This window comes from Bacillus sp. Brlt_9 (genome assembly GCF_051948935.1).
GTDB lineage: Bacteria > Bacillota > Bacilli > Bacillales > Bacillaceae_G > Bacillus_A.
The window spans coordinates 956,322-977,024 of the sequence record NZ_JAYJLO010000001.1 but is presented as its reverse complement, the minus strand read 5'-3'; the positions used below and the strand labels follow the sequence as shown (position 1 = coordinate 977,024).

The 20,703-nt window shown below is 34.8% G+C and carries 22 protein-coding genes; 8 read left to right on the top strand and 14 right to left on the bottom strand.

All coding sequences use genetic code 11. The features are described from left to right. Window positions 1-17 precede the first annotated feature (17 nt). The 3 genes from VF726_RS05055 to exsG all read right to left on the bottom strand — a co-directional run bounded on the left by VF726_RS05055 (window position 18) and on the right by exsG (window position 2,373). Window positions 18-1,601 (bottom strand): esterase/lipase family protein, encoded by a 1,584-nt coding sequence (locus VF726_RS05055; protein WP_440166716.1) that lies wholly within the window; start codon window positions 1,599-1,601, stop codon window positions 18-20. A gap of 247 nt (window positions 1,602-1,848) precedes the next feature. Next, entirely contained in the window at window positions 1,849-2,058 is a 210-nt protein-coding gene (locus VF726_RS05050; protein ID WP_000830252.1) for a hypothetical protein, read from the bottom strand. 162 nt (window positions 2,059-2,220) lie between these two features. Beyond that, window positions 2,221-2,373 carry an exosporium protein ExsG gene (gene exsG / locus VF726_RS05045; RefSeq protein WP_000395673.1) on the bottom strand — a complete coding sequence of 51 codons (153 nt, stop codon included), beginning with the start codon at window positions 2,371-2,373 and terminating at the stop codon, window positions 2,221-2,223. Between the two features lie 208 nt (window positions 2,374-2,581). Between exsG and VF726_RS05040 the strand changes: the two genes are divergently transcribed. Next, entirely contained in the window at window positions 2,582-3,493 is a 912-nt protein-coding gene (locus VF726_RS05040; protein WP_440166338.1) for an excalibur calcium-binding domain-containing protein, read from the top strand. Between the two features lie 126 nt (window positions 3,494-3,619). Here the strand turns inward: VF726_RS05040 and VF726_RS05035 are convergent, their stop codons facing one another. Beyond that, the gene (locus VF726_RS05035) at window positions 3,620-4,189 is read right to left on the bottom strand and encodes a group-specific protein (protein WP_440166336.1); all 570 of its coding nucleotides are present in this window, start codon (window positions 4,187-4,189) and stop codon (window positions 3,620-3,622) included. 274 nt (window positions 4,190-4,463) lie between these two features. Here VF726_RS05035 and ric point away from each other — a divergent pair, with 274 nt between their 5' ends. From ric to VF726_RS05005, 6 genes are all read left to right on the top strand, one after another. Further along, window positions 4,464-5,171: an iron-sulfur cluster repair di-iron protein gene (gene ric, locus VF726_RS05030; RefSeq protein WP_440166334.1), complete on the top strand. Its 708-nt coding sequence runs from the start codon at window positions 4,464-4,466 to the stop codon at window positions 5,169-5,171. Window positions 5,172-5,379: 208 nt separating this feature from the next. After that, entirely contained in the window at window positions 5,380-7,785 is a 2,406-nt protein-coding gene (gene nirB / locus VF726_RS05025; RefSeq protein WP_440166332.1) for an NADPH-nitrite reductase large subunit, read from the top strand. A 15-nt stretch (window positions 7,786-7,800) separates the two neighbouring features. Continuing rightward, window positions 7,801-8,118, top strand: coding sequence for a nitrite reductase small subunit NirD (gene nirD / locus VF726_RS05020; protein ID WP_000616683.1), 318 nt, complete (start codon window positions 7,801-7,803; stop codon window positions 8,116-8,118). A gap of 58 nt (window positions 8,119-8,176) precedes the next feature. Beyond that, entirely contained in the window at window positions 8,177-9,601 is a 1,425-nt protein-coding gene (locus VF726_RS05015; RefSeq protein ID WP_440166330.1) for a uroporphyrin-III C-methyltransferase, read from the top strand. Next, entirely contained in the window at window positions 9,598-10,308 is a 711-nt protein-coding gene (locus VF726_RS05010) for a sirohydrochlorin chelatase (protein ID WP_440166328.1), read from the top strand. Before VF726_RS05015 ends, VF726_RS05010 begins: the two co-directional genes overlap by 4 nt. Further along, window positions 10,301-10,774: a precorrin-2 dehydrogenase gene (locus tag VF726_RS05005; RefSeq protein ID WP_000282601.1), complete on the top strand. Its 474-nt coding sequence runs from the start codon at window positions 10,301-10,303 to the stop codon at window positions 10,772-10,774. The genes VF726_RS05010 and VF726_RS05005 overlap by 8 nt, the downstream gene beginning before the upstream one ends. 186 nt (window positions 10,775-10,960) lie before the next feature. Here the strand turns inward: VF726_RS05005 and VF726_RS05000 are convergent, their stop codons facing one another. The 8 genes from VF726_RS05000 to moaA form a co-directional block, all read right to left on the bottom strand. After that, window positions 10,961-11,368: an STAS/SEC14 domain-containing protein gene (locus VF726_RS05000; RefSeq protein ID WP_225988557.1), complete on the bottom strand. Its 408-nt coding sequence runs from the start codon at window positions 11,366-11,368 to the stop codon at window positions 10,961-10,963. A gap of 316 nt (window positions 11,369-11,684) precedes the next feature. Next, a complete protein-coding gene (locus VF726_RS04995; RefSeq protein ID WP_440166714.1) occupies window positions 11,685-12,602 on the bottom strand; it encodes an AEC family transporter in 918 nt (305 codons plus the stop codon). A 416-nt stretch (window positions 12,603-13,018) separates the two neighbouring features. Beyond that, entirely contained in the window at window positions 13,019-14,188 is a 1,170-nt protein-coding gene (gene narK, locus VF726_RS04990; RefSeq protein WP_000841867.1) for a nitrate transporter NarK, read from the bottom strand. Between the two features lie 80 nt (window positions 14,189-14,268). After that, entirely contained in the window at window positions 14,269-14,502 is a 234-nt protein-coding gene (gene moaD / locus VF726_RS04985) for a molybdopterin converting factor subunit 1 (RefSeq protein ID WP_440166325.1), read from the bottom strand. Continuing rightward, window positions 14,499-14,969, bottom strand: coding sequence for a molybdenum cofactor biosynthesis protein MoaE (locus tag VF726_RS04980; RefSeq protein ID WP_440166324.1), 471 nt, complete (start codon window positions 14,967-14,969; stop codon window positions 14,499-14,501). Before VF726_RS04980 ends, moaD begins: the two co-directional genes overlap by 4 nt. A 44-nt stretch (window positions 14,970-15,013) precedes the next feature. After that, window positions 15,014-16,303 (bottom strand): molybdopterin molybdotransferase MoeA, encoded by a 1,290-nt coding sequence (locus VF726_RS04975; RefSeq protein WP_440166322.1) that lies wholly within the window; start codon window positions 16,301-16,303, stop codon window positions 15,014-15,016. Between the two features lie 43 nt (window positions 16,304-16,346). After that, window positions 16,347-17,360: a molybdopterin-synthase adenylyltransferase MoeB gene (locus tag VF726_RS04970; RefSeq protein WP_440166320.1), complete on the bottom strand. Its 1,014-nt coding sequence runs from the start codon at window positions 17,358-17,360 to the stop codon at window positions 16,347-16,349. A 17-nt stretch (window positions 17,361-17,377) separates the two neighbouring features. After that, window positions 17,378-18,391, bottom strand: coding sequence for a GTP 3',8-cyclase MoaA (moaA, locus tag VF726_RS04965; RefSeq protein WP_440166318.1), 1,014 nt, complete (start codon window positions 18,389-18,391; stop codon window positions 17,378-17,380). 278 nt (window positions 18,392-18,669) lie between these two features. On the opposite strand from moaA, the gene VF726_RS04960 reads away from it, so the two are divergent. Then, a complete protein-coding gene (locus VF726_RS04960; protein ID WP_046197562.1) occupies window positions 18,670-19,362 on the top strand; it encodes a Crp/Fnr family transcriptional regulator in 693 nt (230 codons plus the stop codon). Between the two features lie 93 nt (window positions 19,363-19,455). Here the strand turns inward: VF726_RS04960 and narI are convergent, their stop codons facing one another. Both narI and narJ read right to left on the bottom strand, forming a co-directional pair. Further along, on the bottom strand, window positions 19,456-20,145 hold the full coding sequence (gene narI, locus VF726_RS04955; protein ID WP_440166317.1) for a respiratory nitrate reductase subunit gamma: 690 nt from the start codon (window positions 20,143-20,145) through the stop codon (window positions 19,456-19,458). A gap of 17 nt (window positions 20,146-20,162) precedes the next feature. Then, the gene (gene narJ / locus VF726_RS04950) at window positions 20,163-20,693 is read right to left on the bottom strand and encodes a nitrate reductase molybdenum cofactor assembly chaperone (protein WP_440166315.1); all 531 of its coding nucleotides are present in this window, start codon (window positions 20,691-20,693) and stop codon (window positions 20,163-20,165) included. Window positions 20,694-20,703: the final 10 nt, after the last annotated feature.

The window sequence follows — 20,703 nt, the reverse complement described above, 5'->3', positions numbered from 1 at the left end:
AAACTTCTCATTCTTTCTTACTTCTCTACATAAACCGACTTAACAATTGTACGATTATACGGTTGTCCTTCTTTATTCATCCCTTTTATATCCATCGTAACGTTATATACTCCTGGTTGCTTTATATCCTTCAAAGCACCAGTAAACGTATTGTTATTAACATTTTGTAATTCATTATATTCAGAGACTAGTTTCCCTTCTTTATTCACGACTCTTACTGTTATGGAAAGATCCCCCTTCATTTCAGGTGCTACAGGTGATTTTTTCAGTTTATACTCAGATTTATTCACTTTAACTTTTGTAGGCATTTGGAGAACAAATGGTGCGCCACTCTTGTAATCGCTTACAAATAAATATGCATCTTTCGATTGCTTCGCTATCATTTTAACTTTCCATTCTCCTACATCCATTTTATCAAATTTAAATGTTTTAATTGTCGCACCACCAAAGAAAGATTCACCTTCACCAGTAGTTATAACGCTATCTTTATTTGTATACATTTTTCCTTTTGGAGATATCATTTGTACTTCTACATCAGAAGAAGCAGTTAATATAGAAACGATTCCTTCAGCTTTTTTATCAACTGTAACGTTTTGCTCTATCCACTGATTTTGTGGCAATTCTCCTCCTAAAATGGTTTGATTTGAGGTTGTATTTAATTGTTCTATATTTTCATTTGAACTAGTGCTGGATGCTACTAAAGCTGGTACGGCTACATTTGATGTACGTAAATATGGTTCAATTCGAGAGAAAACAGCAGATCCTTTTCGTATATTATCATGATCAAATTTGGAATCTGTAAATAAATGCGTTCCATACGGTAACTTAGCACTCCACTCATTTACTAATCCATCATTTGAACCGTATGATGACAAATATAACCCGCCCATAGATAAAGCAGAAAATACTGGTCCCCAGCTAGTCCCAGTAGCCGTATAGTAACGGTTTAATTTAGCTGCTGGATTATTATCAATCGTTGAACGAAATTTTGCCATTTCACCCATTTGTAATGAGTACGTACCATCATCTTTTTGACCTAATATAGAAGCAAGCCATCCTGCCCACCAACTATATGATAAATCCGCTAAGTTTGATCCATGATGTGGCGTCGCAAGCGTTATAACATTTCCGACAAATCGATTTGCACCATATCCTACTAATGCAGCCTGTGTATCAATACCGCCTTTACTATGTGCTACAATATTAACTTTTTTACCGAAATGATTATATATTTCTTCTAATTTTTGTGCTAACAATTTTCCGTTGTCCCATTGACTAGCTGACCCTTTTCCAGCAGCATCATATAATTGTATAAAAACTGTTTGATAGCCTGCTTTCAAAGCATAGTCATACATATCATTTATATCGTGATACACTGTCTTACCATACCAACTATCAGCATTCCCATTCCTTCCTTGTACAAAAAGAATTGGAGGTTTATTTTCATCATAATTTGCAGGTTTTTCACCTAAAAACCATTCTCCAGGTGTAAATACTTCTGTATCAGGAAACCCCGTTTTAATTTCTTTTACTTCCTCCGCTTCTACCTTCGTATTAACAGCCATCGGAGTCATAATAAAACATGCGAGAAGTAATAACATACACCTTTTCAAAATCCTCATTAACATTCCCCCTTTTTTAAAAGGAAGCACTATTTTTACTCTAGTTTTTTCTTACTTATTTTATAGGTGAAAAATAGTAACCGTCCTTTCTTATGAAACGTTATTCTCTCAACATGTATCCATTCCTTTTCCTATTAGACTCATTAAAAATTTCTCAACATATTTCTAGCTAAAAAAGCTGCGTATAAAAGGTTTATACAATAACCTTTTATACGCAGCTTCTTTCTTATAAATCAATGATATACTCATCATCATATTTATCGAATTGGAGCCCTGACCCTATTTTTGATTCCGTAACTTGATCTCTTAAAAACGGTGCAGCTTCCATTTTGCTAGTTGCAATTTCAATTCCATATTTTTTCGTTAAATGGGCTAATTCTATTAAAAACCACTCTCTTCGCAATGTAACTGGAATATCAAATGTTCTTCTTTTCATATATAATAGCACCTCTTTAATTTTCATAACTTAAAAAACATTATAGTATATGCATGTCCATTTTAAATGTGCTATTAATAAAATATTATTTTAGTTTACATAAAATAATTATGTACTAGTAGAAAGAGGCTTGTCCGCCTCTTTCTACTGTAGAGATTTAAATTAAGAACATCTTGGTACACCAAAAGCTAAAAATAATGCTGCTACTCCTGCTGTAATCGGTACTTTCAACGTAATTACATCGTCTACCTTCGTAACTAAAAAGTAAGCATTACCTTCTTGTAATATACAATTCACTAACAATTGAAATTCCATTCAAATCTCCTCCTTTCAATCGATATATTATACTTTATGAATTCTATTTGAAAACGTAATAGGAAATATATCTATTTTTCCTTATATATAAAATAAATATTTGTTTATCTATTAAAAATATCAATTTTCTAAATTTATATAAAGCGTGTAATATCCAATAACTTCCTATATAATCAATAGTGAAAATCTTACAAATGGAGGTATAAAAATGGCAATTTTGAGTAATATTGGTGCAGCTTTATTTTTTATTGCTTTTATTCTTTTAATACTATGTATCATTTCATTCTTTAAGAAAAATGGAAAAGCAAAACAATATGGTCGTCCTGCCGTTATTCTTTTTATGATTTCGATTGTATTAATAATAACTAGTGCTGAAACTTCTAATAATCCAATTGTTGAATTCTTTTCTATTTTAAGTTTTGTTTTATTTATTTTTTTCCTTGTACTAGCAATCTTATCTGTAATTAAAAAGACAGGTGTAGCAAAAAAACAATTTATAATCACTGCTATTTTATTTGTCATTTTTGTTGCATTATTAAGTATTTCAACTCCTTCTTCTGAAAAGACGGCAGCCACTAGTAAAAAAGTTGCATCTAACAATGCAGAACAAAAAGATAACGAGAAGAAAAAAGAGCTAGAAAAGAAAGAGGCGGACGAAAAAGCTCAAAAGCAAGAAGATGAGAAGCGTCAAGCCGAGGAAGAAGCTCGTAAGCAAGAGGATGAAAAACGCCAGGCTGATGAACAGGCTCGTAAACAACAAGAGGAACAAAAACGTCTAGCTGATGAACAAGCTCGTAAACAACAAGAGGAGCAAAAACGTCTAGCTGATGAACAAGCTCGTAAACAACAAGAGGAACAAAAGCGTCTAGCTGATGAACAAGCTCGCAAACAACAAGAAGAGCAAAAACGCCAGGCTGATGAACAAGCTCGTAAACAACAAGAGGAACAGAAAAAAGCACAGCAAGCTCAAACACAGCCAGCTGCAGGAAATACTAGTAATGCATATTACAAAAATTGTGCTGCAGTTAGAGCTGCTGGAAAAGCTCCATTATATAGAGATCAACCAGGCTATAGCTCTCACCTTGATCGTGATGGCGATGGAGTCGCATGTGAAAAATAATAATAAAAAAGAAGCTTCTAGTAAGCTTCTTTTTTACTGTTACGTATAGAATCTTATTACTCTTCCATTCTTGTAAGCCATATATCAATTCAAATTAGCATCTTATTTTTTTAAATGCTTGTAATATTAATCATTTACAGGATAAATACTCCAATTAATGATTTCAATATTTTTCACCTCCACTTTTCCTTTGACAAGAACATGTGGAATTAGGTGAAACATCCCGAATCTTCTACCCTTTTCATATTCCTCTCTGTAATATTCTTTCGTGCAGATATTTAATTGCTTTAATTCTCTATATTCATTAAAGTTGATGAGTTCTATTTCACATTCTTTTAATTCGCTATTTGGTCCACCCCAATTATGCTTTGAGTACTTGTATATTGCCATACACTGACCATTCAGTGCGCTAATAGGAATTTTATAAAATAGTTTATTTGTATGAATGTTTACTCCTATTTCTAACAATACTTTATAAATCTCATAAGGGTGCAGTGGTAAAAAATGCACGACATCATTCCATAAACAATCTAATTTTGGTATTTTACGTGTTAATAAGTGTTCCCTTTGAGTATGATCTTTATATTTTTGTATATACTCACCGTATAAATTTGGATATACCCTTTTCAATTCATTTAATGGGATTAAATATTCTCCTTTTAGTTCTTCTGGTACCATATGATAAACATATTCCATAAAAACCTCCTATAAAATATATAATTCCTATCTAAAAATGAACTTAGATTTATAAAATATTAATTTGTAAACCATCTATATCATAATAATGTCCTTTCAATAATTTCCTAACTCAAAAATTCTTCGCTATCGGTTCTATAATGTCCTCCGGTAAATGTCACTCCTATTATCCTTAAAAATGACACATAAAAAGTGATTTCAATCACCACATTGTTTTTCATTTATCGCTATTCTTAATTTAGATATTACATTTAAACTTTATGGAGGCATTCATATGGAACATACATTTACTGAAACTTCAATTGTTGGTGAGATTGTTACACAATTTCCGAAAGCTAGTGATCTCTTTAAATCATATAGAATAGATTTTTGTTGTGGTGGTAATAAGCCACTTATTGATGCAATTCATGAAAGAAATTTATCGGCGGATGAAGTAATTACAGAGTTAAATACGCTTTATCATAATACGAAACAATTAAATGAATCTGAAATTGATTGGAAAAGTGCTTCTTATCGCGAATTGATTGATTATGTTATAAATAAGCATCATCGTTATTTAAATGAAGAGTTGCCACAATTAAGTCCTTATGTGACGAAAGTGTTACGTGTTCATGGAGCAAGTCAGCCTCATTTAGCTCAAATTCATAAGCTATTTCATGAACTTAAAATGGAATTAGAACAGCATTTAATTAAAGAAGAAACAGAAGATTTCCCATTAATTTTAGAATTTGAACAAAATCCAACCGATGAAAACTATGCAAAGTTACGTAATGTAGTAAATGAACTAGAAAATGAGCACAATCATGCCGGAAATATTATAAAAGAACTTCGTAAAGTGACAAATGACTTTACTCCTCCAGAAGGCGCTTGCGGCACTTATCGACTTGTCTACCAACGTCTTGAAGCGCTAGAGTCTGATTTATTTGAGCACATTCATTTAGAAAATAATATTTTATTTCCACGTGCAATTACAAAAGCATAGATCAATTGCAGGACATGAGTGTAAATACTTATGTCCTGCTTTTTCATTTTGCGAAAAATATCCACATCCCCTTCACATAAAACCGAATTTTAACAATTTGTGAATCATTATAAAAATGTGATAAATATCACATCTCCCCCTTATTTGATTTTCTATAATAAAAATATAATCCTTTGTTCAATATTTCACAAAAAAAGGGGAAACGAAAATGAAAAAACGTTTAGTTATGATCGGAAATGGTATGGCTGGCATACGTTGTATAGAAGAAATATTAAAACATGATAGTGATTTATATGAGATTACTATTTTTGGAGATGAACCGCATCCAAACTACAATCGCATTATGCTCTCTCATGTTTTACAAGGCAAAACAAATATGCAAGATATCATTATGAATGAATACAGTTGGTATGAGGAAAACGAAATAACCTTGTATACAGATGAAAGAGTTCAGAGTATTAACCGTGAAGAAAAAATCATTATCACAGAAAAGAATCGTACTGTTACATATGACAAACTCATTGTCGCAACAGGTTCTAGCGCTTTTATTTTACCTGTTGAAGGTTCCACTCTTTCTGGTGTAACAGGATTTCGAACTATTGAAGATACACAGTTTATGATTGATACCGCTAAGGAAAAGAAAAAGGCCGTTGTCATTGGTGGTGGGTTACTTGGTTTAGAAGCCGCAAGAGGTCTTATTGACTTAGGAATGGACGTACACGTTGTTCATTTAATGACTAGCTTAATGGAGCAACAACTAGATACGAAAGCAGCTTCTCTTCTGCGTGAGGATTTAGAAGCACAAGGCATGAAGTTTCTAATGGAAAAGAAAACTGTAAAAATTCTTGGTACAGAACATGTTGAGGGCATTCAATTTGAAGATGGTGAAGTTGTAGATTGTGATTTAATCGTAATGGCTGTCGGAATACGCCCAAATACTCAAATAGCAAGAGATACTGGTTTACTTGTCAATCGCGGCATTGTAGTCAATGACTATATGCTAACAAATGATGAATCCATTTATGCAGTTGGTGAATGTGCAGAACATGATGGTATTGCATATGGACTTGTTGCCCCTCTCTATGAACAAGGCACAATATTAGCGAAACATATAACGAATTTACAAACGAATGGATACACGGGCAGTATCGTTGGTACGCAATTAAAAGTTGCTGGTTGTGATTTATTCTCTGCTGGCCAAATTTATGAAGATGATCAAACGAAAGCAATATCAATCTTTGATGAATGTAAACGTTCCTATAAAAAAGTATTAATTCGTGACAATAAAGTCGTTGGTATCGTTTTATACGGGGATACTGCTGATGGTACACGTCTCTTTAGCATGTTGAAGAAAGAAGAAGATATACAAGAATATACAGCCGCTTCCCTTCTTCACAAAGCTGGTGAAGAAAGTGAACTTGACGTTGCTACAATGAGTGCGGATGACACGATTTGTGGATGTAATGGTGTTACGAAAGGTACAATCGTTCACGCTATTTTAGAGCAGGATTTAACTACTTTTGAAGAGGTAAAAGGATGCACGAAAGCCGCTGGTTCTTGTGGTAAATGTCGTCCGCTTGTGGAACAAGTTTTATCTCATACACTCGGAGATGCTTTTGATGCTTCTATGCAGTCTACTGGTATGTGCGGATGTACAACTTTATCACGTGATGAAGTCGTAGCGGCCATTCACGAGAAAGGTTTAAAATCTCCAAAAGAAGTACGAAATGTTCTTGGTTTTGTACAGGAAGACGGCTGTTCGAAATGCCGCCCTGCTTTAAACTACTATTTACGTATGGCGATTCCAGAAGAATATGAAGATGATAAATCGTCCCGTTTCGTTAATGAAAGAATGAATGGTAACATCCAACACGATGGTACATTCTCTGTTATTCCACGTATGTACGGAGGCGTTACAACAGCAGATGATTTAATGAAAATTGCTGAAGTTGCGAAGAAGTATGATGTTCCACTTGTGAAAATTACCGGTGCAAGCCGAATTGGCTTATACGGTGTCAAGAAACAAGATTTACCTAACGTATGGGCTGACTTAAATATGACTTCTGGATATGCGTATTCAAAATCTCTTCGTAATGTAAAATCATGTGTTGGCTCTCGTTTTTGCCGTTTCGGTACGAAAGATTCATTAGGACTTGGTATGTTGCTTGAACAATCATTAGAAATGGTAGATACACCTCATAAAATGAAAATGGGTGTAACTGGTTGTCCGCGTAACTGTGCGGAAGTACTGACGAAAGATTTTGGCGTTGTTTGTGTCGAAAATGGATATCAACTTTATATTGGCGGAAATGGTGGTACAGAAGTACGTGAAGCTGATTTTGTAATGATTGTCCCTACTGAAGAGGATGTCCTTCGCATCGCTACAGCTTACATGCAATATTATCGTGAAACTGGTATTTACGGAGAGCGTACTGCCTACTGGACAGAACGTTTAGGCTTCGATCACATAAAAGAAATACTGCAAGATGGAAATATGGTTACTACGTTAAATGAACGTTTCCAAAAAGCTCGTGGCACATATAAAGAAGCATGGGGACAAGCACTAGAAACGAAATCATTAAAAGCGATGTATGAAGTAGAAACTGTGAAATAAGGAGCTGTGACCTATATGATACAAACGAAAGAAAAAATAAAAGTTATGCGTGCAGAAGACCTTCCTATTCAAATCGGTAAAGAGGTGCAAATGAAAGGTATGTCTTTCGCCCTATTCCGCCTTTCAAATGGCGATATTCGAGCTGTAGAAAATCGTTGTCCTCATAAAAACGGGCCATTAGCGGAAGGTATTGTATCTGGAGAATTCGTCTTTTGTCCACTACATGATTGGAAAATTTCACTACTAACAGGTGAAGTTCAAAAACCTGATGACGGTTGTATTCAAACGTATGAAGTAGAAGTTATTGACGGAGATATTTATATATACATGTAATTTACAAAAGGAAGCCTCCCCTGGCTTCCTTTTAAATAAAAATAGACGAGGTGCGAATATGAACGGATATGTATATTTAGTTGGTGCAGGACCAGGTGATGAAGGGCTTATTACAAAAAAAGCGATAGAGTGCTTAAATCGTGCAGATATCGTCTTATATGACCGCTTATTAAACCCTTCCTTTCTTAATTATACAAAAGAAACATGTGAACTTATTTATTGCGGAAAAATGCCAAAGAATCATACTATGCGTCAAGAAATGATTAACTCACACCTCCTTCAATTTGCGAAAGAAGGAAAAATCGTAGTCCGCTTAAAAGGCGGAGATCCATCTATTTTTGGCCGTGTTGGTGAAGAAGCAGAAACTTTAGCATCAGCAAATATTCCATATGAAATTGTACCAGGTATTACATCTAGCATCGCCGCTAGTATCTATGCAGGTATTCCCCTCACCCACCGTGACTACAGTAATAGTGTCACTTTATTAACCGGTCATGCAAAAGGTCCTTTAAGCGATCATGGAAAATATAATTCATCTTACAATAGCGACACGATTGCCTACTACATGGGTATAAAAAACTTACCTACAATTTGTGAAAACTTACTACAAGCAGGAAAAAAAGAAGATACGCCAGTAGCAGTCATTGAATGGGGTACAACTGGTAAACAGCGCGTTGTCACAGGGACACTGTCTACCATTGTTTCTATTGTCAAAAACGAAAATATTTCTAATCCTTCTATGACAATTGTTGGTGATGTCGTTTCCTTACGTAATCAAATCTCTTGGAAAGAACGCAAGCCATTGCACAGCAAGAAAGTTTTATTTGCATCTGCAACAAATAAAAAAAGCGCAATAAAGCAAATGTTACAAGAGTCCGGTGCAGAAATATATCAAATTCCAACTTTCAAAAAGAAAGAATACACATTAACCTCTGAACAAATCAATAAGATTTTTAACGTTGATCGTCTTGTATTTTGTTCCGCTGACAGTGTAGACATCTTAATGCAATCATGCAGTAAATATCATAAAGATATTCGTTCCTTACAGGCAGAACTTCAGTATATGAACCTTTCTATTCAAAAAAAGCTCATGCAATATGGATTGTTCAGTAAACCTGCGCAATTTTTTTCGAATTCAACGATTTATTTAGGACGAAACATTAACCGAATTGCTGTTATTCAAGAAAAAATTGGTGCTGGTTCCTATATGATGACTCATGAGTACAAAATTGATCATCGCTTCGATGAAATTCATTCACGTATTCTTTCTGAATTCTCATGGGATAGCATTGTATTTGAAGGTCGTGCTTCTATTGATACGTTTCTAGCAGAAATAAAACGCCTTGGCTTTATCAATATTCTTACTCTCCCATTCTCGTATACCGACGTTCCAACTTTACACTATGCAAATAAAGTTGGGTTTCATAACGTAGATCATCAATTACAAGAAACTCTTATGAAGAAAGACATGGTGAGACAATGAAAGGAATTGTATATGTTGGACATGGGAGCCGGCTACAAGAAGGTAATGCACAATTCATTCAATTTATTCAATCTGTTATGAAAGAGCGAAACGAAAGAATTCAAAAAATAGCTTTTCTAGAACTAACGACACCTACTATTTCGGATGCAGTTACAGAAACGATAATAGAGGGAGTAACTGAAATAATGATTGTACCTGTTTTATTATTTGCAGCAGCTCACTATAAACGTGATATTCCTTTTGAAATAGAGCAACTACAAAAGAAATATCCACAAATAACATTTTCAGTTGTACCTCCTTTTAGTACACATCCACATATGGTGGAACTTGTAGTGAAAAGAATACGTGAAGCTATGTCAATGCAAAATAGTAGTATTTTACTCGTAGGACGAGGCAGTAGTGATCCACAACCGATACATGAATTACAACAAATCAGAGCAGCTGTCGAACGAAAACTTGGTATGCCAGTATCCTGTTCCTTTTTAACGAAAGGAACTCCCTCTTTTGCTGCTGAGCTCAAGGCTATAACATCGACTGCGTCCCATGTATATGTCATGCCGTACCTTCTCTTTACCGGATTATTACTTCAAAAAATTAAATTGCATACAAAAAAATATGATCACGTTACGACTTGTAGCTGTCTTCAGTTTGATACATACATGAAGTTAACATTATTAGAACGAATGGAGGAATGCATATATGTATAACATGTACCCTCTTATGTTTAATCTACAAAATAAAGTGGTCGTTATCATTGGTGGAGGTAAAATTGCATATCGAAAAGCGTCTGGATTAAAAAATACAGGTGCTTTCGTCACTGTTGTCAGCCCAGAAATTTGCGAGGAAATGAAGGAACTTTCTTATATTACTTGGAAGCAAAAAACTTTTAGTAATGATGATATTAAAGATGCTCATCTTATTTATGCAGCTACAAATCAACATGCTGTAAATATGATGGTCAAACAGGCCGCTCATGATTTCCAGTGGGTTAACGTTGTAAGTGGTAGTACAGCATCATCTTTTCACACACCTGGTGTCATTCGAAATGATGAATATGTTGTCACTATTTCAACTTCAGGTAAGGACCCATCGTTTACGAAGCGCATGAAGCAAGAATTAACATCTATACTTCCTAAACTTATAAAAAAACTTTCTCATACTCGCAAATTGTAATCTATCACTCAGCTAAAATAGTAATTAACTTTGAACAAACGTTTTTAGAGGCGTTTGTTCTTTTTGCTTTAGTTTCGTTTTTTAGGCTCAGACAAGCAATTGGACAAGAATCTGTGAAGAAAAATAACGGCAACAATTACGGACATAAAAAACAGTTGCTTGAGAGCAACTGCTTCAATACAGGTTTTATATTGGATATTCATTCAACCAAATTAGCGCATATTCATACTCATCAAAAAATCTCACAGATTCTTTCGTATTAGATTGTTGTAAATAATCCATTATCTCCCCCTCTTCAAGGAGAAATGCGATTGCCTTACTGTGATTCAAAATGGTTTCATTGAAAAACTTCTCTTTCCATACTTTTTGAACAGAAAAATGATTTGGCGTGTATCCTTTTCTATCCACCAACAATTTATATTTCCGCCCTTCGGAAATGAATTGCTGACAAACCTGCTCGAAACCATTAAACCATTCATACACATCATCTGTTTTTATATTACCAACTAGATGGGTAACAATTACATCTCCTGAAACTGTTGTGCTGATATTTTGTTTACTCAACTTGGAATCATCCCCCTTATTTACAATAATACGGAAAAACTACATGGAATCAATAAAGATAAAATTCTTACTTGACGCTCCCCCATCACTATCAACCTAAGCTCATGTAACGTCAATTATAAGCGAGATTGTGTCTTTTTTCGCAAATCTATATGTAGATGCTTTAAAGATTTACATACGAAATAACCCGTAACGAGTTTCCTTTTTTTGAATTAAGCCACTTGATTATCAGACATAGTACAATTGTAAACGACACTCAATATATTTAAGACTGTTTTCTTCTCATATCGATGGGATTTCCGTCCATCATTTACCGCCTCAAATCTATTCGTTTTTGCACGTACATTCAAAACAAAATATATGACAAATAAATAACGACAGTTACTGTAATAATGCTGAAAAGTGTTGAAAATAAAACGATTTGTGCATGTAATTCAGGTTCTATTTGATACTCCATAGCAATGGTTGATGTATTTCTTGAAGTAGGAAAAGAACTTGCAATAAATAATGATTGTGCAACAATACCATCCATGTTTAGTAGATATATCATAGCAAGTGCTAATAATGGTCCCATCAGTAACCTTCCAATTAAAGCCCATGTTATGACTCGATGGAAAAAATTAAGCTTAATGTTGGATAATTGTGCCCCTAGCAATATGAGTGCTATTGCAACAAAACCATTCGCAAGCTGATTAAGAGGAATAAAGATAGAATTAGGTATTTGAATTGTAAAAGATTGAAAGAAAACCCCTAATACGAGTGCATGAAATACAGGCAGTCTTAGAAATGATTGAATAATACCTCCGATTGTTTTTGTTGCTGATAGTAAGTTATATATCCCATATGAATAAGTTAAAAGATTCTGGAAAATAACAATAAAAATTTGAATGGAAACCCCCACTGGATTGTTACTGAAAATCAATTGACTTACTGGTAACCCATAATTACCGGAATTCATTAACGAAATGCTATTTTTTAGAGCTGCACTTTCTCCTTTTTCTAACTTTAATATTTTTGAAATGAAATGACTTACTATGATCAGACTCAGACTATAAAGCATTAAATAGTATATTATCTGGAGCAACAAACCTGTTTCTATACGAATACCATATATATTCACAAATACAGCCGCTGGCATTAAGCAATAAGTAATAAGTGTAGATAGCTGCTTTAAGTTAAATTGGAACTTTCTTTGTAAGATTGCACCAATTAGCATCAATATTAATATTGGTAATATTACGTCTAATATAATAAAAACAAACATGTAAAACCTCATTCCAAATATATTATAGTTTCATTAAACCCTTTACTAAAATGGATGCAACTTTGGACAATTCTATTGCATCAATTTGATAATCTTCTACAACAAAGTTAGGCGGAAACACTCCTTAGTTATCAATAATTAGAAAATTAAAATCGATAATACGAAAATGTGCATCTAATATTCTCATATCCCTCCCTTTTCTTTAACATAGCAAATATGACTCTTAAAGAAAATTATAGATTATTTATACAAATTCATAATTTTATCTTATCGACCTAAACTGTATTCTTTCGTTTAAATGTACTATTTCACAATATCCATTAGCCTTACTAAAGAATTTGGTCATAAAAAAATGTGTTGAAGCCTATTACTAAAAGAACCATCCCAAAATACTTTGGGATGGTTCTTTTTCCTTATTAATGATTCTTTAACATCACTAACAGTTTCTCTTGGCTATACATCCACACAGTAATGATTAAACAAGCAAGTGCGACTTCTGATAATGCCATAAATCCAATTGCATAATGACCTGTTAGTTGGAATAGTAATGTTAAAATTAATGGCGGGAAGAATCCTCCTAGTCCGCCTAAAGCTGAAACAAGTCCATTTACAATACCTGCTTGTTCTGAGAAGTACATTGGAACGAGTTTGAAGATTGTACCATTACCAATACCTGCGCAAAATGCGACTAGTAAGCAACCAAATGTATACACGTTCATACTAGGCATAAATGATAAAATAATACCTGAAAGTGTTAAACCGATAAATACGAAGATTAATATTTTAAATGGATTAAACTTATCACCCAGCCAACCACCAATCGGACGCATCATTGTTGCGAGTACAATGAATCCAGCTGTCCGCATACCTGCATCCACTTTCTCTAATCCGAAGTGAGATACTAAAAAGTTTGGTAAGTATACTGTAAATGCGACAAACGAACCGAATGTTAAAAAGTAAAAGATACATAGAAACCAAAGTTTTTCATTTTTATATACACCTTTTATTTGTTCCATTAATGGTGTATTCACCTTTTTCTCCTTACGATCGCCTAATAAAAAGTTCATAAGTGCAAACGCAGCAAGTAAAACTAAATAACACTGTACTGTCGTTCTCCAGCCAACTGAAGTTGCAATGACAGGTGCTAAAAACGAAGTAATGGCTGTTCCGGCGTTACCGACACCATAAATACCATTTACAAAACCGTGACTCTCTTTCGGAAAATATTTCGGTAAAGAAGTTACACCTACGGAGAATACGGCTCCACCGATTCCTACAAATAATCCACCAATAATTAAATCCATCATTGAATTGGCAACACTAATATAAAAGACAGGAAATAATAATAGAATAAAACTAATAAAGAATAATTTTCTTGCTCCGAAACGATTTGTCCAATAACCAATCGGAATGCGAAGAACAGAACCTAAAATAACCGGTACTGCTGTTACCATAGAAATTTGTCCCGCAGTTAATGGAATATCCGCTTTAATATAAGGCATTAACGATGATAAAATGACCCATACCATAAAACCGATAACTAGATTAGACGTTTGTAAACTTAATTGAAAATTAGGACTTTTCATCTTGTTCCCTCCTATGTATGCATAGTTATATTCATTCCCTCCAGCCTAATCACGTCCTAACATGATTAGGCTGAAAAGAATCAACCACCACTTACTGGCGGAATCATCGCTATGACATCGCCAGTTTGAATGATGTCATCCTCATTTGCATACTCTTCATTTATAGCGACCATAATCTCACTTGAAATCGCTATGTTGTATTTCTTAATGAGCACTTCCTTTAGCTTCGCAACCGTAATATTTTCATAATCTATGTGTAATGTTGGCTTACTAACTTCTTCTTGCAAATGTGCAAATAATAGTACTTCAATCATATTCTCATCTCCTTTCCAGGCTCGCCATTACCATATGTTGTTTTCTCTAACTGATCGCCTATCCACGACTCACCATCTTCCCAAAACTCTTTCTTCCAAATCGGAACAATTTGTTTTATACGCTCCATAATATATTCATTTGCTTCATAAGCCGCTTTCCGATGTGGTGTAGAAACAGCAACGACAACAGCCAAATCAGAAATTTGTAATGTACCAATGCGATGTGTAATTGCCACATATGTCCCAGGCCATTTATCTCCTACTTCAGTACCAATTCTCTCAAGCTGTTTCTCCGCCATTGTTTTATAAGCTACATACTCTAAATAAAGCGTACGGCGGCCTTTCGTAACTTCTCTAATAGTGCCAATAAAAGTAGTAACCGCACCGCACTCACGCCGAATTACTTTGTTTGTAACTTCTTCAATTGAAATAGGTGTATCAATTACTTCATAATACGTATTTGTCATTTTGCACCTCTTATCTTTATATAAGTTAGCAACCTATTTTTCTATTATTTGTATGATCGAAGCGATTCTTTCCATGGCCATTCACTTCCGTTGGTTGATTCTAATAACAGTACCGAAACAGTAATTCCAGCTTTAAATCCTCTCGTTCCACCTGGCAAAACGATAAATGCATTCGCTTCTGCAAGTGAAGAAATTGCGCTAGATTTATCTAAACCAACTGGTGTAACTTGTAATTGACCATCTACAATCTCTACTCTCCCTCTTACAAAACGAGTAAACGGATTTGCTTTCGGAAAGTCTTTTTGCAAAACTGCCTCTGCACGATATACGTGCGGATCTTTTCTATGCAAGTATGTTCCAATGACTGGTCGAACATATAATTCACATCCGACATAACAAGCTGAAGGATTACCAGATAGACCAAATAATAGTTTTCCTTCTAACTGAGCTACAGTTGTCACACTTCCTGGTCGCATTGCAATTTTGTTAAAAAGTACATTAGCTTGTAATCTCTCATAAATAGCAGGTAAATAGTCATAGTCTCCTACCGAAACGCCACCAGTTGTAATTAAAATATCGACTTCTTTTATCGCTTTTTTCACAGTGTTATAACACGTCTCAAAATCGTCAGCGAATTGTCCATAATACCGTACAACTCCGCCCGCTCGTTCAATTTGCGCAGCTATCATATAGGAGTTACTATTTCGAATCTTCCCTGGCTTTAATTGTTCATGTACTTCAAGCAGTTCACTCCCTGTCGTTACAATTCCAATAACTGGCTGTCTTACAACATGCACGGAACTATAACCAAACGTAGCAAGCAGTGCCGCTACTCCAGGGTTAATAACATTACCTTTTTTCACAAGAATGCTATTTTGTTTTACATCTTCTCCTTTAAAAGAAATGTTATCGCCAGGTGCAAAAGAGCGTTTTAATTTCATATACGTCTTTTCGTTTTCTTCAAACCCTTCCGTTAGCTCTAACATAACAACAGCATTACACCCAACTGGAATTGCCGCACCTGTCATAATACGGACAGCTTGAAATGGTTTCACTTCTTCTGTAAAAACAAAGCCTGCTCCAATTTCGCCAATTACTTCAAACTGAATGGGGTTACTACTACTCGCTTCTTTTGTATCTTCCGCTCGAATTGCAAACCCGTCGTACGGAGAGCGCTCAAAATGCGGGACATCATGATCTGCAATAACATCTTCTCCAAGCGTTCTACCGTAACTTTCTATAAGAGAAACCTTTTCTATTTCACCTTGGTAGGCATATTCCATTACACGCGCAACTGCTTCTGCTACTGAAATTGGTATACGTTTTTCTAACATTCTTTTTTCACCTCGTTTTAATAAGGAACAACTCTCTTTCTGTTCATCCTATATATTTTGCATATAATCGTTTTGCTATTTTTATATCATTTGTCCCATGAATAAACGCCCTACCGTCTGTAAATAAAACGAATCGATATTCATCAATTAGAAATGATAGTAAGTACGGCGTTTTTTTGACACGTACACTTTTTTGTAATCGTTTTTGAATTTCGGTTAAATTAAGATCTCTCTTTATTCCTGAACGGATTTGAACTGTATTCCGTCCGCATAACACTTCCGTTTTCATCTGCGTTTCAAATGTTAAACTTGGATACGTTCGTGATTTCCCACAAGATGGACATGTACTTTTCTTTTGTCTGTTTACTTTTAATGAGAGATATTGATTGTTCCATATGTCAAATGAAAACATCGTCTCTCTTAGCGACTCATAATCACCCACTAATATTTTCATCGCCTCTGTAACTTGGTGAGCAACAACCATCTGTACAGCTGGCTGAATGATTCCGGCTGTATCGCATGTTGCACCGCCCATAGGATGATCCATGAGACAGCGAAAACATGGTGTTTTCCCAGGAAGAATTGTATACGTTACACCGTAACTTCCAATGCATCCACCGTATATCCAAGGTATATTTTCTTTTTGAGAAATGTCATTTATAAGTAGGCGCGTATCGAAATTGTCAGTCGCATCTATGATGAGATCCACTTCTTTTGTTAACTCTTCTATTTCTTGCATTGTGATATCCGTTACAACTGGTTCAATTTCCACTTCAGAATTAATCTTTCTTAAATGTTCTGCAGCTGCAATGGCTTTCGGTTTGCACTGCTTCGCATCTTCTTCTGTATATAACTGTTGTCGCTGTAAATTACTCCATTCAACGTAGTCACGATCGGCAATTGTCAATTTCCCAATTCCCATCCTAATGAGCGCTTCCGCATTTGCAGCTCCTAGTGCACCCGCACCAATTAGGAGCACATGCTTTTCTCTTATTTTTCTTTGTCCCATTTCACCAATTCCAGAAAACAATACTTGCCTTGAATATCGCTCTTGCATAGGGAATCCCCCTTTCGCTATCCACCAATGTAAGACATTTCAACTTTTGGACGTTTATTTGTACTTTCCGCCGTTCTTTCATCTGAATATCGATCTGTTCTATATCGCCATGTATCGTTTAAAATTTTTAATAGTGATGCATCGGAAATATTTTCTCGAAGAAGCGTTCGCAAATCCTTTCCTTTCGTTCCAAATAGACACGTGAAAAACTTGCCGTCTGCCGAGATACGAGCTCTCGTACAAGAAGAACAAAATGACTCAGATACTGAAGTAATAAACCCAACTTCTGCATCGCTTCCTACATATCGATACAATTTCGCAACTTCTCCAAAGTAACGAAGTGGAACAGGTTCAATCGGATATACGCGATTAATCTTCTCTATTAATTGTTCCTTCGTAATAACTTGTTCAAAATCCCATCCGTTCGTACTGCCTACATCCATAAACTCAATAAAACGGAGCTGAATTTCTTGTTCTTTAAAATAACGAGCCATATGTAGGATTTGGCTATCATTCATTCCTTTTTTTACGACCATATTTACCTTTACTTCTAATCCAGCAGCCTTTGCTGCTTCAATTCCTTTTAGTACAGGTTTTGTACTTACGTTTCTTCCATTAATTTTTTGGAAAACTTGATCTTCTATTGCATCTAAACTAATATTTACACGTTTTAAACCCGCTTCTTTTAACGCCTTAGCTTGTTTTGCTAAATGAATTCCGTTTGTTGTGAGCCCAATATCTTTTAAACCTTCTAGCTTTGTAAGCCTTGCAATTAACTGTGGTAAGTCTTTACGCAATAACGGTTCACCGCCAGTAAGCCTAATTTTATTGACTCCCATACTTATAAACAATCTTGCTAATCTTTCTATTTCATCGAACGTTAATAAAAACTCTTCCTGCAAAAAAGCGTAATCAGGTCCGAATACTTCAGCAGGCATACAATACGTGCACCTGAAATTACAACGATCAATAACTGAAATACGTAAATCTTGAAGTGGTCGTTCTAATGAATCTTTCATTTTCTCGTGCATCTATATCCCTTCTTTTCTGCTGCAATCCTTAGTAAGCTTTCAGTTTTTTATTTTCCTTTATTATAAAAAATAAGTTACAAATTCAATGTGACTTTTCTCACATCACTTTCCCCATTCAAAAATTCTTCACAAACCTGTTCGCATTTTGTTCACATCTCCAGCCCCTATTCCTTACGGTCATTGAAATTTCACTTTTTTTCAAAAATATCTCTTGCATTTTCATCATAATTACATTCAAAATAAGAAATATATTGTTTTCGAGAAGAAAGGTGATCGCTGTGGCAAACAGTATGACATTATCTCAAGATTTAAAGGAATTACTTGCATCTGTTGAATATAAAATGCAGATAAAAAAAGGTAGTTTTATTTTTCAAGAAGGTATGGAAGCGACAGAACTCTATATCATCCACTCAGGAAAAGTACAAATTAGTAAACTTAGTGCTGATGGGCAAGAATTGACACTCCGTATTTGTTCGGCATATGACATTATTGGAGAATTAACATTGTTCACGGATAATGCGAAGTATTTATTAAATTCAAAATGCCTTGAAGATGTTGAAGTAGGCGTTATAAAGCGCGAAGCCCTAGAAAGAGAATTACTCCAAAAGCCCGCACTTGTATTTGAATTTATGAAATGGATTAGTGAACATTTAAGAAGAATGCAAACTAAGTTCCGAGATTTAGTATTGCACGGCAAAAAAGGCGCTCTGTATTCTACTCTCATTCGAATGACAAATAGTTATGGTGTGTTAAAAGAAAACGGGATTCTTATCGATTTACCTTTAACGAATCAAGAACTTGCTAATTTCTGTGCAACTTCACGTGAAAGCGTAAATCGGATGTTAAATGAATTAAAAAAGCAAGGTACTATTTCTATTCATAAAGGAAAGATTACCATTCACGATTTACAATTTTTAAAATGTGAAATTGCTTGCGAAGATTGCTCTGCTTCTGTTTGTAGCATTGATTAACATCTTATTTAATTACTTATACTTATAAAGAAAGCCGAGGTCTCCAATTAGATCTCGGCTTTCCTTATAAGTTACTAAATATATAAAACAACATTATTTTTTCAATTCATTTGGAATACGTCTTCTGTAAATTACATAACTACGGCTTACGTATTTAATCGGAGCGCTAAATACATGTACTAGTCTAGTAAATGGCCATACTGCGAATAGACCCATACCTGCAATTATATGAATTTTAAACCATACTGGTACTTCCGTCATATACTCAACTTTCGGTTGGAAAATAAAGAGACTTCGGAACCAGGGACCGATCGTTGTACGATAATCAAACCCTTTTGAGTCGATGTTTAAAAATGTTGAAGAAAGCCCTGCTAGCATTACGATAAGTAATAAAATAAGCGCAATATAATCCCCCTTCGTACTCGTTGCAATGATACGTTTTACTGTTACGCGGCGGTACGTTAATATAATTAAACCGATGATAGAAGCAATACCTGCCGGAAGACCAAAACTAATTGCTACTACATGATACATATGCTCAGAAATACCTATGGAACGGTATACAGCTTCTGGAATTAAAATCCCCATAACATGCCCGCCAATTACGAACATAATCCCAAAGTGGAATAATATACTTCCGATTCGGAGCATTTTCTTTTCTAATAGTTCACTAGATTTTGATGTCCAACCAAATTGATCATAGTTGTATCTGAAAATATGTCCACCGATAAAGATTGCAAAAATGATATAGGGGAACAACACCCATAGAAATTGATCCATCATTTTGACAACTCTCCTTTCTAATTTGTCTGTACACCCCATGTATCGATAGCGAGTAGAATAGCCGCAAGAATTGGTTCATACATACTACCTGCTTCTTTTAACTGAACGTGTAATGCTTGTATGTTCTCTTTGTATTTACTCATAATCGGTTCACTGTCTTGCTCATTTGCATTTGCAAAAAACTCTAGTAATAGTGGTAAATAATCAGGGAGTTCTTTATTTGTTACTTTAAAACCAGATTTTTTATAATGCTGCTTTAACTCTAGTAATTCAATACCTCTTTCTCTTTGTTCACCGGTGTTCATATACGTTAAATACATATTCGTCTTTTTGCCAAAATCAAATGTATATACGTAATCATCAATGAGTTGATCGTTCGTTTTATTTAATGATTGCTCTATAAATACTGTAAGTGAAGCTTTAACATCGTCCTGTTCAATTTCTTCAACTTCTTCTTGTAATTCAGTTAAAGCTTCTCTCCACCCGATTTCTGGGTAGGAGAGAAGGAATGAAGAACATGAAAAAGCAGTTTGTAAACTTTGTTTCATATGTTTCCGC

Coding starts and splice junctions, on each gene's coding strand:
- VF726_RS05055 (WP_440166716.1), bottom strand. CDS start 1,601: ATGTTATTACTTCTCGCATGTTTTATTATGACTCCGATGGCTGTTAAT.
- VF726_RS05050 (WP_000830252.1), bottom strand. CDS start 2,058: ATGAAAAGAAGAACATTTGATATTCCAGTTACATTGCGAAGAGAGTGG.
- exsG (WP_000395673.1), bottom strand. CDS start 2,373: ATGGAATTTCAATTGTTAGTGAATTGTATATTACAAGAAGGTAATGCT.
- VF726_RS05040 (WP_440166338.1), top strand. CDS start 2,582: ATGGCAATTTTGAGTAATATTGGTGCAGCTTTATTTTTTATTGCTTTT.
- VF726_RS05035 (WP_440166336.1), bottom strand. CDS start 4,189: ATGGAATATGTTTATCATATGGTACCAGAAGAACTAAAAGGAGAATAT.
- ric (WP_440166334.1), top strand. CDS start 4,464: ATGGAACATACATTTACTGAAACTTCAATTGTTGGTGAGATTGTTACA.
- nirB (WP_440166332.1), top strand. CDS start 5,380: ATGAAAAAACGTTTAGTTATGATCGGAAATGGTATGGCTGGCATACGT.
- nirD (WP_000616683.1), top strand. CDS start 7,801: ATGATACAAACGAAAGAAAAAATAAAAGTTATGCGTGCAGAAGACCTT.
- VF726_RS05015 (WP_440166330.1), top strand. CDS start 8,177: ATGAACGGATATGTATATTTAGTTGGTGCAGGACCAGGTGATGAAGGG.
- VF726_RS05010 (WP_440166328.1), top strand. CDS start 9,598: ATGAAAGGAATTGTATATGTTGGACATGGGAGCCGGCTACAAGAAGGT.
- VF726_RS05005 (WP_000282601.1), top strand. CDS start 10,301: ATGTATAACATGTACCCTCTTATGTTTAATCTACAAAATAAAGTGGTC.
- VF726_RS04995 (WP_440166714.1), bottom strand. CDS start 12,602: ATGTTTGTTTTTATTATATTAGACGTAATATTACCAATATTAATATTG.
- narK (WP_000841867.1), bottom strand. CDS start 14,188: ATGAAAAGTCCTAATTTTCAATTAAGTTTACAAACGTCTAATCTAGTT.
- moaD (WP_440166325.1), bottom strand. CDS start 14,502: ATGATTGAAGTACTATTATTTGCACATTTGCAAGAAGAAGTTAGTAAG.
- VF726_RS04980 (WP_440166324.1), bottom strand. CDS start 14,969: ATGACAAATACGTATTATGAAGTAATTGATACACCTATTTCAATTGAA.
- VF726_RS04975 (WP_440166322.1), bottom strand. CDS start 16,303: ATGTTAGAAAAACGTATACCAATTTCAGTAGCAGAAGCAGTTGCGCGT.
- VF726_RS04970 (WP_440166320.1), bottom strand. CDS start 17,360: ATGCAAGAGCGATATTCAAGGCAAGTATTGTTTTCTGGAATTGGTGAA.
- moaA (WP_440166318.1), bottom strand. CDS start 18,391: ATGCACGAGAAAATGAAAGATTCATTAGAACGACCACTTCAAGATTTA.
- narI (WP_440166317.1), bottom strand. CDS start 20,145: ATGATGGATCAATTTCTATGGGTGTTGTTCCCCTATATCATTTTTGCA.
- narJ (WP_440166315.1), bottom strand. CDS start 20,693: ATGAAACAAAGTTTACAAACTGCTTTTTCATGTTCTTCATTCCTTCTC.